Origin of the sequence: Stenotrophomonas sp., from assembly GCF_031995405.1 — a bacterium.
Lineage (GTDB): Bacteria > Pseudomonadota > Gammaproteobacteria > Xanthomonadales > Xanthomonadaceae > Stenotrophomonas.
In genome coordinates this window covers 4,352-15,232 of record NZ_DAMAGC010000103.1, presented here as the reverse complement: position 1 = coordinate 15,232, position 10,881 = coordinate 4,352, and the positions used below count along the sequence as shown (strand labels likewise).

General features: G+C 69.8%; 10 protein-coding genes. 8 read left to right on the top strand and 2 right to left on the bottom strand.

Annotated features, from left to right (window positions below; all coding sequences use genetic code 11):
* Together RTO53_RS15535 and RTO53_RS15530 are read left to right on the top strand one after the other, a co-directional pair.
* Positions 1-264 (top strand): SUMF1/EgtB/PvdO family nonheme iron enzyme (locus RTO53_RS15535; protein WP_312238646.1); only part of this gene is annotated, 264 nt, incomplete at its 5' end.
* Between the two features lie 103 nt (positions 265-367).
* Positions 368-1,270 (top strand): M48 family metallopeptidase, encoded by a 903-nt coding sequence (locus RTO53_RS15530; protein WP_312238645.1) that lies wholly within the window; start codon positions 368-370, stop codon positions 1,268-1,270.
* Positions 1,271-1,300: 30 nt separating this feature from the next.
* On the opposite strand, the gene xseA is transcribed toward RTO53_RS15530, so the two are convergent.
* Positions 1,301-2,641, bottom strand: a complete 1,341-nt coding sequence (xseA, locus tag RTO53_RS15525) for an exodeoxyribonuclease VII large subunit (protein WP_312238644.1) — start codon at positions 2,639-2,641, stop codon at positions 1,301-1,303.
* Between the two features lie 45 nt (positions 2,642-2,686).
* Positions 2,687-3,775 carry a tRNA epoxyqueuosine(34) reductase QueG gene (queG, locus tag RTO53_RS15520; protein ID WP_312238643.1) on the bottom strand — a complete coding sequence of 363 codons (1,089 nt, stop codon included), beginning with the start codon at positions 3,773-3,775 and terminating at the stop codon, positions 2,687-2,689.
* A 23-nt stretch (positions 3,776-3,798) separates the two neighbouring features.
* Here queG and RTO53_RS15515 point away from each other — a divergent pair, with 23 nt between their 5' ends.
* The 6 genes from RTO53_RS15515 to RTO53_RS15490 form a co-directional block, all read left to right on the top strand.
* Positions 3,799-5,286 carry an NAD(P)H-hydrate dehydratase gene (locus RTO53_RS15515; protein WP_312238642.1) on the top strand — a complete coding sequence of 496 codons (1,488 nt, stop codon included), beginning with the start codon at positions 3,799-3,801 and terminating at the stop codon, positions 5,284-5,286.
* Positions 5,283-5,765, top strand: coding sequence for a tRNA (adenosine(37)-N6)-threonylcarbamoyltransferase complex ATPase subunit type 1 TsaE (gene tsaE, locus RTO53_RS15510; RefSeq protein ID WP_312238641.1), 483 nt, complete (start codon positions 5,283-5,285; stop codon positions 5,763-5,765). Before RTO53_RS15515 ends, tsaE begins: the two co-directional genes overlap by 4 nt.
* Positions 5,766-5,853: 88 nt before the next feature.
* A complete protein-coding gene (locus RTO53_RS15505; RefSeq protein ID WP_312238640.1) occupies positions 5,854-7,425 on the top strand; it encodes an N-acetylmuramoyl-L-alanine amidase in 1,572 nt (523 codons plus the stop codon).
* Between the two features lie 168 nt (positions 7,426-7,593).
* Entirely contained in the window at positions 7,594-9,462 is a 1,869-nt protein-coding gene (mutL, locus tag RTO53_RS15500; RefSeq protein WP_312238639.1) for a DNA mismatch repair endonuclease MutL, read from the top strand.
* A gap of 11 nt (positions 9,463-9,473) precedes the next feature.
* Complete coding sequence (locus tag RTO53_RS15495; protein WP_312238638.1) at positions 9,474-10,409, top strand: DUF1684 domain-containing protein; 936 nt, start codon at positions 9,474-9,476, stop codon at positions 10,407-10,409.
* Between the two features lie 3 nt (positions 10,410-10,412).
* The coding region (locus tag RTO53_RS15490) for a TraB/GumN family protein (protein WP_312238637.1) at positions 10,413-10,881 on the top strand (469 nt) is incomplete at its 3' end.

Below are 10,881 nucleotides of genomic sequence, written 5' to 3'. Positions count from 1 at the left end.
GTAGGCACGTTCGACGCCAACGCCTGGGGCGTGCACGACGTGGCCGGCAACCTGAGCGAGTGGGTCGCCGACTGCTGGCACGCCAGCTACCGGCGCGCGCCGTCCGACGGGGTGGCCTGGTTCAACCCGGGCTGCCGGCAGCGGGTGATCCGCGGCGGAAACTGGGCCAACGCACCGGACCAGACGCGCGCGGCGTGGCGGCAATCGCAGGATTCGGATACGACCAGCGCCCGCATCGGCTTCCGCCTAGTGCGCGGTATCTGAGCCGTGCCGGGCGTGCCGCGGCACTCACGTCAAATCCCCGCGCAGCCACTAAGATGGCGCCGTGTCGGCCAGGGTGCGCCGATCCAGCCAGGGAATCCGCAAGATGCGCAACGATCCGTTCGGTGGTCAACAGCAGGGTCGGGCCCGACGCCCGGGGTTGTTCGGCAACATCCGCTGGTGGGTGCTGCTGGCCTTCGCCGGCTATGCGGCGTTCTACTGGTTCTCCAACCGCGCGGTGGATCCGTATACCGGTGAGCGCGTGCTCATCGACAGTTCGCTCGATGCCACCCAGGAAAAGGCGCTCGGCCTGCAGGCCTACCAGGAGATCCTGGCGCAGGAGCGTCCGCTGGATCCGAACGCGCCGCAGTCGCGCGAGATCCAGGCCATCGCCAAGCGCCTGATCGCCAAGGTGGACGTGGTGGAAACCGCGCTCGCCGAAGAACACGGGTTGAAGCCGGCGCACTTCGCGCGCGATTTCGAGTGGGAAGTCAACGTGATTCCGTCCGAACAGGCCAATGCGTTCTGTTTGCCCGGCGGCAAGATGGCGGTATACACCGGACTGATTCCCGTGGCCCGCACCGAGGATGCGATGGCGGTGGTGATGGGGCATGAGATCGCCCATGCGCTGCTGCGCCACGGCGCGCAGCGCATGGCCCAGCAGAAGCTCACCCAGATCGGGCAGATGGCCGGCGCGGCCAGCGGCATGGACCCGCAGCAGCAACAGATGATGATGTCGGCGATGGGCTACGGGTATCTGCTGCCGTACGCGCGCAGCCATGAAACCCAGGCCGATGAGGTGGGCCTGATGCTGGCCGCAGCGGCCTGCTACGACCCGCGCGAAGCGGTGCCGTTGTGGGAGCGGATGGGCCAGAGCAGCGGTGGACAGGCACCGCCGGAGTTTTCGTCCACCCATCCCAACCCGGGCACGCGCATCCAGAACCTGCAGGCGCTGATGCCCAAGGCGATGGAATACCGGCAGAAGTACTGCGAGAGCGCGCGCCAGTAGACCCTGGCGCGCTGACCGCCCCGGTGGCGCTTAGCGCGCCGGTTCCTTCACCACCACCTCGATCACCCCGTCCTGCACGCGGGCCTTGAGCGCGTCGCCGGGGCTGACCTGCAGCGGGGAGCGCACCAGGCTGCCATCGTCTTCGCGGGTGAGGATGCTGTAACCGCGCGCAACCGTGGCCAGCGGGCTGACCGCTTCCATCGAACGGGCCAGTGCGCGCAGGCGCAGCTGGTCGCGCTGCAGCTGGCGGCCGATGGCCGCATCGGCGCGCGGCTGCAACCGTTGCAGGCGCTCGCGCAGGGCGTCCAGGCGACGTTGCGGGTGGCCGTTGCGCAGCACCACGGCGGCATGCCGCAACTGGGCCTGGCGGCGTTCATGCTGCTGCCGCCAGACGCCGGCCAGGCGCCGGGCAAGGTCCTGGTGGCGCCGCTGCATCAGCTGCAGGCGCGCTTGTGGTCCCTGTGCGTTCAAGCGCAGCAGGGCGCGGTCGGCACGCTGCATGGCCTGGCCCAGGCCGTGGCGCTGCAACTGCACCATCCGCGCGGCCAGCCGGCGCACGTGCAGCTGCAGGTCGCGCTGATCGGGCACCAGCAGCTCGGCAGCCACCGACGGGGTGGGCGCGCGCAGGTCGGCGGCGAAGTCGGCCAGGCTGAAGTCGGTTTCGTGACCCACCGCCGACACCACCGGGGTCTGGCTGGCAGCAATGGCGCGGGTCAGGTGTTCATCGTTGAACGCCCACAGGTCTTCCAGCGAGCCACCACCGCGGGTCAGCAGGATCACGTCGTAGCGGCCGCTGGCATCGGCCGCGCGCAGCAGCGCGGTGATCTGTGCCGCGGCACTGTCGCCCTGCACCAGGCTCGGCAGCAGGTCCACTTCCAGTAGCGGGAAGCGGCGTTGCAGCACGCTGAGCACGTCGCGCACGGCCGCGCCGGTGGGTGAGGTGATCACCGCCAGGCGGCGCACGTGGGCGGGCATCGGGCGCTTGCGTTCGGCCGCGAACAGGCCCTCGGCCTCCAGCCGCGCCTTGAGCTGTTCATAGGCGCGGCGCAGCGCACCTTCGCCGGCTTCTTCCATGTGGTCCAGCACCAGCTGGTACTCGCCACGTGCTTCGTACAGGGTCAACCGGCCGCGCGCGAGCACGCGCATGCCATCGCGCGGGACGAACTTCAGCCATTGGCTCTTGGGCTTGAACAGCGCCGCGCGGATCTGCGCGCGCGCGTCCTTCAGGGTGAAATACATGTGCCCGGAGGCCGGCCGGGTAACGCTGCCGAGTTCGGCTTCCACCCAGATCAGCGGGAACGCGCCTTCCAGCAGGTCGCGGGCCAGGATGTTGAGCTGGCTGGGCGTAAGGATCTGCGTGCTGCGGTCCATGGACGGGTCAAACGCTACGAACGGGCGCCCATGGTCGCACAAGCGTCACGAGCGCGGGTCGCGCGCGGCGTGCTGTTGCAGCGCCCACTGCACGTGTTCGCGCACGATCGGCGAGGCATGCCCGCGGCGTGCGTGCAGGGCGGCCAGCGTGTCGGCATGGGTAGGTGCGTTGCCCAGCGCCACGGCGATGTTGCGCAGCCAGCGCTCGTGCCCGCTGCGCCGGATCGGGCTGCCCTCGGTGCGGCGCAGGAACTCGTCTTCCTCCCACGCGAACAGCTGCGCCAGCGAGGCGGTGTCCAGGTCGTTGCGCGCGCGGAAATCCGGTTCGTCGGTGCGCCGCGCGAACTTGTTCCAGGGGCAGACCAGCTGGCAGTCGTCGCAGCCGTAGATACGGTTGCCCATCAGCGGCCGCATGTCCTCGGGAATGGGTCCGTCGTGTTCGATGGTGAGGTAGGAGATGCAGCGCCGTGCATCCAGTCGTTGCGGGGCGATGATCGCCTGGGTCGGGCATACATCGATGCAGCGCGTGCAGCTGCCGCAGTGCGCACTGGCCGGCGCATCCACCGGCAGCGGCAGGTCGATGTAGATCTCGCCGAGGAAGAACCACGAGCCGCCCTGTTTGTCGATCAGGCAGGTGTGCTTGCCGATCCAGCCCAGCCCGGCATTGCGGGCGAGGGCGCGTTCGAGCACCGGTGCCGAATCGACGAACACGCGGTAGCCGAACGCACCGATCTCGGCAGCAATCGCGTCGGCGAACTTCTGCAGGCGGTTGCGCATCAGCTTGTGGTAATCGCGGCCCAGCGCATAGCGCGCCACGTAGGCGCGGTCGCCGTCGTGCAGCGTGTCCCACGCCTGCGCATCGTCCTTGTGGCCGTAGTCCATGCCGACCGAAATCACCCGTACGGTGCCGGGCAGCAGTTCGGCCGGGCGCGCGCGCATCGTGCCGTGCCGGGCCATCCAGTCCATCGTGCCGTACAGGCCCTTGCCCAGCCAGTCGGCCAGGTGTGCTTCGTCCTCGCCAAGATCGATGCCGGACACGCCGCAGCGCTGGAAGCCGTGCGCGCGCGCGATCTCCCGCACGCGCTGGGTGGCGCGGGTCAGGTCGATGGGGGCGGGCAACGGAACAGCGGACATGGCGACAAGTATAGAATCCCGGCATGCCCCAGCTTGCTGAACTGTTCGATGTAGCCGCCGCGCGCCGGATCGATGCCCAGGCCAGCGCGGCGCTGGGCGACGGCGGTGCGTCGTTGATGGCGCAGGCCGGCCAGGCCGCCTGGCAGTGCCTGCTGGAGCGCTGGCCGCAGGCCCGGCGCATCTGCGTGGTGGTTGGCGCCGGCAACAATGGCGGCGATGGCTATGTGCTGGCCCGGCTGGCCCGCCAGTCCGGACGCCAGGTGCAGGTGCTGCGGCTGGCCACCGATGCCGCTGCCACGCCCCTGGCCCAGGACGCGCTGCAGGCCTGGCTGGCGGCTGGCGGGCAGGTGGAGGTCTTCACCGATGCGATCCCGGACGCCGATGTGCTGGTGGACGCCCTGTACGGGCTGGGCCTGAACCGCGCGCCGAGCGGGCCGGCGCAGGCGCTGATCGAGGCGATCAACCGCGCTGGCATGCCGGTGCTGTCGCTGGATGTGCCCAGCGGCGTGGACGCCGACAGCGGCGCGGCCGCCGGGGTCGCCGTGCGGGCCAGCGTGACCCTGCAGTTCATCGTGCGCCATCGCGGGCTGTATACCGGCGATGCGCTTGAACACATCGGCGGGCGCCGGCTTGCGCCGCTGCAGTTGCCCGAGGCGGCCGATGCCGGCGTGCTGCCCGCGGCGTGCGCGTGGCAGCAGGCGCGGTTGGCGGCACAACTGCCGCCGCGGCGCGCCAACACCCACAAGGGCGAATCCGGCCATGTGCTCTGCGTGGGCGGCAATCGCGGCAGTGGCGGGGCGGTGATGCTCGCCAGCGAAGCCGCGCTGCGCACCGGCGCGGGGCTGGTCAGCGTGGCGACGCAGTCGATGCATGTTGCGCCGTTGCTGGCGCGGCTGCCCGAAGCGATGGTGCATGCCGTCGAGGACGCGCAGGACCTGCAGGCGTTGTTGGCGCGCGCCAAGGTCGTCGCGATCGGCCCCGGCCTGGGCCAGGACGAGTGGGCGCATGAGCTGTGGCGACAGGTGCTGGGCAGCGGCAAGCCGCTGGTCATCGACGCCGACGCGCTGAACCTGCTGGCCGGCACGCCGCAACCGCTGCACGACGCGATCCTGACCCCGCATCCGGGCGAGGCGGCACGGCTGCTCGGCTGCAGCACCGCGCAGATCCAGGCCGACCGCTACGGCAGCGCGCAGGCGCTGGCCGAGCGCTTCCACGCCGTGGTGGTGTTGAAGGGCGCCGGCAGCGTGGTGGCCGCACCCGGCCAACGGCCGCGGGTCATCGCCGCGGGTAACCCGGGCATGGCCGTCGGTGGCATGGGTGACCTGTTGACCGGCATCATTGCCGCACTGCGCGCACAGGGCCTGGACGCGTTCGATGCCGCCAGCAGCGGTGCACTGCTGCATGGGCTGGCCGGCGATGCCGCCGCCCGCGAAGGCCAGCGTGGCCTGCTCCCCACCGACCTGCTGGTGCCGCTGCGCCGCCTGGTCAATCCGGAATCTTCCACCGCATGATCACGTTTTTCCTTGCCCAGACCGACGATACCGACCTGCTCGGGCAGTGGCTGGCCGCCACCCGTCCGCCGCAGGCGGTGGTGCAGCTGCAGGGCGACCTTGGTGCCGGCAAATCGACGTTGGCGCGCGCACTGCTGCGCGCACTCGGGGTACAGGGCGCGATCCGCAGCCCCACCTACACCCTGGTCGAGCGCTATCCGCTGGACGATGGGCATGAAGCCTGGCACCTGGATCTGTACCGCATCGGCCAGGCCGAAGAGCTGGATTTCCTTGGCCTGGACGAGGGCAGTGCCTCGCTGTGGCTGGTCGAATGGCCCGAGCGTGGCGCTGGCGCGCTGCCGCCCACCGACCTGGTCATCGCCCTGGACATCGAAGGGCAGGGGCGGCGCGCGCGTCTCACTGCGACCAGCGACGCGGGGCGCGAGTGGCTTGCCCGGCTGCCTCAAGGTGGCGACTTGCAGGCTGTTTCTGTCGGCTGACACTAGGAAACACTGGCAGGTTACGGATTATTAAGGGAAAAGGAGTTGCATTTCATTCAGCGCGGTGATTGAATCCTGACCCATGCCAATGGGGAAACCACTCACCGCCATCTGTGCCGCCGTCGGACTCTGTCTGGCGAGCGCCTTGGCGTGGGCTGGCGAGGTCCGCCAGGTCGGTCTGGAGACCGGCGCCACCGGCACCCGTGCGGAAATCGCGCTCACCGGCAGCGGCGGTTACAAGACCCTGTCGCTGGCCGGTCCGAACCGCCTGGTGGTGGATTTCCCGGATTCCAGCGCAGTCCGCAATCTCAAGCTGCCTGCGCCCAAGGGCGTGGTCACTGCGGTGCGCACCGGTCAGCCGGTGCCCGGCACGTTCCGCGTGGTATTCGACCTCGCCGAATCGGTGGCCCCGTTCCGCCCGCAGATGGTCAAGCAGGGCGATGAGTCGCGGCTGGTGATTGAATGGCCCGGCGATGCCCCGGCCAGTGTCGCCGCTGCACCCGCTGCCGCGCCGGCAGCGGCCAACGCGCCGCCACCGACTGCGATGGTGCCCAGCGCCCCGCAACCGCAGGCCCCGACCGCCGCTGAAGCCGCGCAGGCGCGCAGCGATGCAGCGCGTGCCACGGCACTGTTGACCGCCTCGGTGCGCCAGCAGGCCAGCGCGACCGCGGCAACGCCGGTTCCCACGCCCGCCGCCGCACCCGCGGCGACGGCGGTCAACGTGGCGGCCGCCGGCAATGCCAACGCGGCCAGCAATTCGGCGTCACCGGCGGCGATCCTGTCCGGCCAGGCCACGGCATCGGTGGTGCCGGCGCCGGCGCCGGTCGCGGTGACGCCGGCCGAGCCGCCGCGTCCGTCGATGCCCAGCGACGCCTCGCGGATCAAGATGCGCGCGGGCATGCGCCCGCTGGTGGTGGCGATCGATCCCGGCCATGGCGGCCAGGATCCGGGCGCCGTCGGCCCGACCGGCAAGCGCGAGAAGGACATCACCCTGGCGGTGGCCCGCGAGCTGGCCCGGCAGGTCAATGCGACGCCGGGTCTGAAGGCCTACCTGACCCGCGATACCGACGTGTTCATCCCGTTGCCGATGCGCGCGCAGAAGGCGCGGGCGGCCAAGGCCGACATCTTCATCTCGATCCACGCCGACGCTGCCGAAAACCGCGCGGCGACCGGGTCGTCGGTGTACGTGCTCTCCACCAAAGGCGCGTCCTCGCAGCGTGCGCGCTGGCTGGCCGACAAGGAAAATGCCGCCGATCTGGTCGGTGGCGTGCGCCTGCAGCAGACCGAAGGCACCCTGGCCAACGTGCTGTTGGACCTGGCCCAGAGCGGCTACATGAAGGCTTCCGAGGACGCGGCCGGCCACGTCCTGGGTGGGCTCAAGCGGATCGGCAAGAACCACAAGCCCAACATCGAACGCGCCAACTTCGCGGTGCTGCGCACCTCGGACATGCCGGCGATGCTGGTCGAAACCGCTTTCATCTCCAACCCGGACGAAGAGCGCCGCCTGATCGACCCGGCCTACCAGCGCCAGATTGCCGGTGCCGTGCTTGATGGCGTGCACACCTTCTTCAGCCGGCAGCCGCCGCCGGGCACGCTGTACGCCGCCCGCGCCGAAGCCGAGATCGAAGCGGCCAGCACGTTCGCAGGCGGCAGCAAGTAATCCGCCGGTAGAGCCGACCGTTGGTCGGCTGGCCGTTGATTCTGGCCATCGGCATCGTCAAGGGCAGCCGACCAACGGTCGGCTCTACGGCTATCATCTACCGATGAAGTCCTGCCCCCGAATTGCCATCGCCTCCGCCTTCGCATCCTCCGCTGTCCGGAGGCGTGCATGAGCATCCGCCAGCTGCCCGAGATCCTGATCAACCAGATCGCCGCCGGCGAAGTGGTTGAGCGCCCGGCGTCGGTGGTCAAGGAACTGGTCGAGAACGCGCTGGACGCCGGTGCCACCCGGGTCGATATCGACCTGGAAGAAGGCGGTGTGCGGCTGATCCGCATCCGCGACGACGGCGGCGGCATCGCGCCGGAGGAGCTGCCGCTGGCGGTCTCGCGCCACGCCACCAGCAAGATCGCCAGCCTCGATGATCTGGAGTCGGTGGCCACGCTCGGGTTTCGTGGCGAAGCGCTGCCGTCCATCGCCTCGGTCAGCCGGTTTACCTTGTCTTCCCGTCGCGCCACCGACGCGCATGGTTCATCGCTGCAGATCGAAGGCGGCAAGCTCGGCGATGTGATGCCGCGTGCGCATGCGCCGGGCACCACGGTGGAAGTGCGCGAGCTGTTCTACAACGTGCCGGCGCGGCGCAAGTTCCTGCGTGCCGAGCGCACCGAACTGGGCCACATCGAAGAGTGGCTGCGGTCGTTGGCGTTGGCGCGCCCGGACGTGGAACTGCGCGTATCGCACAACGGCAAGCCGTCGCGCCGCTACAAGCCCGGCGACCTGTATTCGGACGCGCGCCTGGGCGAAACGCTGGGCGAGGATTTCGCCGCGCAGGCACTGCGCGTGGACCACAGCGGTGCCGGCCTGCGTCTGCATGGTTGGATTGCGCAGCCGCATTACTCGCGCGCCAGTACCGACCAGCAGTACCTGTACGTCAATGGCCGTTCGGTGCGCGACCGCAGCGTCGCCCATGCGGTGAAAATGGCCTACGGCGATGTGCTGTTCCATGGCCGGCAACCGGCGTACGTGCTGTTCCTGGAGCTGGATCCGACCCGGGTCGACGTCAATGTGCACCCGGCCAAGCACGAGGTGCGCTTCCGCGACGCCCGCCTGATCCACGATTTCGTCTACCGCACCTTGAAGGAAGCCTTGGCCGAAACCCGTGCCGGCATGACCCAGGCGGGCGCCGGCGTCGAGGGCCACGCGGGCGTGCCTGCCGCCGCGATCGCCGGTGGTTATGCGCAACCGGGCGCCGGGTACGCGCTGGGCGGCGGCGGTGGCGGCGGTGGAATGTCCGCGCACTGGCGTCCGCAGCAATCGCCGCTGGGCCTGCAGGTTGCCGATGCCCCCTCGGCGTATGCCGCCCTGTATGCGACGCCGGCCGGTGCCGGCGTGTCCGGTGCATTGCCGCCGATGCCGAGCGAAGGCGGCCTGCCGATGACCGCCGCCGACAGTGGCGTGCCGCCGCTGGGGTATGCGGTGGCGCAGCTGCACGGCATCTACATCCTGGCCGAGAACGCGGAAGGCCTGATCGTGGTGGACATGCATGCCGCGCATGAGCGGATCGGCTACGAGCGGCTGAAGACCGCGCACGATGGCATGGGCCTGCACGCGCAGCCGCTGCTGGTGCCGATCACCCTGGCAGTGGGCGAGCGCGATGCCGACACCGCCGAGCGCGAGGCCGACACGCTGGTTGCGCTGGGGTTTGAAATCACCCGCTCCGGTCCCGGATCGCTGCATGTGCGCAGCATTCCGGCGTTGCTGGCCAACGCCGAGCCTGAAGGCCTGCTCCGCGACGTGCTCACCGACCTGCGCGAGCACGGGCAGAGCCGACGCATCGCCAGCGCCCGCGACGAGCTGCTGTCGACCATGGCCTGCCATGGCGCGGTGCGCGCCAACCGGCGCCTCACCGTGCCGGAAATGAACGCGCTGCTGCGCGACATGGAAATCACCGAACGCTCGGGTCAGTGCAATCACGGCCGACCGACCTGGGCACGTTTTTCGCTGGCGGACATGGACCGCTGGTTCCTGCGCGGACGTTGAAGGGGAGAGTCATGCGGAGTTGGGGAAGGGGACTTGGCGCGGCGCTGCTGGCGTTGGGGTTGGCCGCGTGTGGGAACACGCCGCAAGCACCGGTGGCGGTGGCCGACGATCCGGCATTCGCCGCCGAGCAGCAGCAGTGGCGCCTGCAGCGCTACGAGGAACTGCACGCCGCCGATGGCTGGACCAGCCTGGTGGGTCTGCACTGGCTGGAGTACAAGGCGCATTACATCGGCCGCGGCCCGGGCAGCGGGATCCGGCTGGCGGTGGGCCCGGACAAGCTGGGCATGGTGGCGCGCCAGGGCGATACGGTGTGGTTCACCCCCGAGCGTGGTGTAGCGCTGCGCGTGGGCGACACGCCGGTGACCGGGCGCATCCGCTTCTTCAGCGATCGCGATCCCACCCCGACCCTGATCAGCTTCGATGACGGCAAGGGCCAGTTGAGCCTCATCCATCGCGGCGAGCGGTACGCACTGCGGGTCAAGCATGCCGACGCGCACAGCCGCACCCACTTCGCCGGCCTGCAGTACTGGCCCGGCGGCGCCGCATGGCGGATCAGTGCGCGCTTCATCCCGCACCCGCCCGGCAAGACCCTGCCCATCATCGACATCACCGGGCTGACCACCGACATGCCCAATGCCGGCACGCTGGAGTTCGAGCGCGACGGCCGCACGTGGAAGCTCGAAGCGATCGGCGAGCCCGGGCGCGAGCTGTTCGTGATCTTCGTCGACCGGACCAGTGGCCACGGCAGCTACCCGGCCGGGCGTTACCTGGACCTGCCCGCACCGGATGCCAACGGCCGGGTGCTGATCGATTTCAACCACGCCTACAACCCGCCCTGTGCATTCACGCCGTTCGCGACCTGCCCGCTGGCACCGCCGGAAAACCGCCTGGACCTGCGCATCGACGCAGGCGAGCAGGCCTACCACGCCCCTGAAGGAGAGGTCTGAACCATGTCGATGCTGTCGCGACTGATGTCGTCGTTGTTGATCACCACCGGGCTGCTGCTCGGTAGTGGTGCGGTGTACGCGCGCGGCGATGCGCCCGCCGCCAAGGTGGCCCCGCCGGTGCCGCTGCTGTGGAAGGTGACCGGGCCGGGCGACAGCCGCGTGTACCTGCTCGGCTCGTTCCATCTGCTGCGTGCGCAGGACTATCCGCTGTCGGCCGACGTCGAGCAGGCGTTCACCGCGTCCAAGCGGGTGGTGTTCGAACTGTCGCCGCAGGACATGCAGTCGCCGCAGCTGCCGCAGAAAATGCTGCAGGCGGCGATGCGCACCGATGGCACCGAGCTCAAGCGCGACCTGGATGCAGCCACCTGGACCAAGCTGCAGGCCTATGCGAGTGCCAACAACCTGCCCTTGGCGCAGTTGCAGGGGATGAAGCCGTGGTTCGTCGGGCTGACCATCACCCTGGGCCAGTTCA

Coding starts and splice junctions, on each gene's coding strand:
- xseA (WP_312238644.1), bottom strand. CDS start 2,641: ATGGACCGCAGCACGCAGATCCTTACGCCCAGCCAGCTCAACATCCTG.
- RTO53_RS15515 (WP_312238642.1), top strand. CDS start 3,799: ATGCCCCAGCTTGCTGAACTGTTCGATGTAGCCGCCGCGCGCCGGATC.
- queG (WP_312238643.1), bottom strand. CDS start 3,775: ATGTCCGCTGTTCCGTTGCCCGCCCCCATCGACCTGACCCGCGCCACC.
- RTO53_RS15505 (WP_312238640.1), top strand. CDS start 5,854: ATGGGGAAACCACTCACCGCCATCTGTGCCGCCGTCGGACTCTGTCTG.
- mutL (WP_312238639.1), top strand. CDS start 7,594: ATGAGCATCCGCCAGCTGCCCGAGATCCTGATCAACCAGATCGCCGCC.
- RTO53_RS15495 (WP_312238638.1), top strand. CDS start 9,474: ATGCGGAGTTGGGGAAGGGGACTTGGCGCGGCGCTGCTGGCGTTGGGG.
- tsaE (WP_312238641.1), top strand. CDS start 5,283: ATGATCACGTTTTTCCTTGCCCAGACCGACGATACCGACCTGCTCGGG.
- RTO53_RS15530 (WP_312238645.1), top strand. CDS start 368: ATGCGCAACGATCCGTTCGGTGGTCAACAGCAGGGTCGGGCCCGACGC.